General features: G+C 47.8%; 1 protein-coding gene. It reads left to right on the forward strand.

Features of this window, described 5'->3' with window-relative positions:
• Positions 1-387: PhoH family protein (locus tag CWB98_RS23735; RefSeq protein WP_138546999.1), on the forward strand; the 387-nt coding region annotated here is incomplete at both ends.

Below are 387 nucleotides of genomic sequence, written 5' to 3' on the forward strand. Positions count from 1 at the left end.
TTATGATGCTTTATTTGAAATGCTTGGCTTTGAGAAGGTTGAGCGACTCATAGAGAAAAACGTCATCGAAGTGGCTCCTTTGGCGTATATGCGTGGTCGCACGTTGAATGACGCTTTTATCATTCTTGATGAGAGCCAAAATACCACAGTGGAACAAATGAAGATGTTCCTAACCCGTATTGGCTTTAATTCAAAAGCGGTGATCACCGGTGATATTACGCAGGTCGACTTGCCTCGCGGCGCGCGCTCAGGCCTGCGTCATGCAATTGAGGTGCTCAGTGATGTTGAGGCCATCAGCTTTAACTTTTTCCAAGCTCATGATGTGGTGCGCCACCCCGTGGTCGCTGCTATTGTTGAAGCTTACGAAAGCCATGATGAAGCACAGCG

Source organism: Pseudoalteromonas rubra, from assembly GCF_005887115.1.
Lineage (GTDB): Bacteria > Pseudomonadota > Gammaproteobacteria > Enterobacterales > Alteromonadaceae > Pseudoalteromonas > Pseudoalteromonas rubra_F.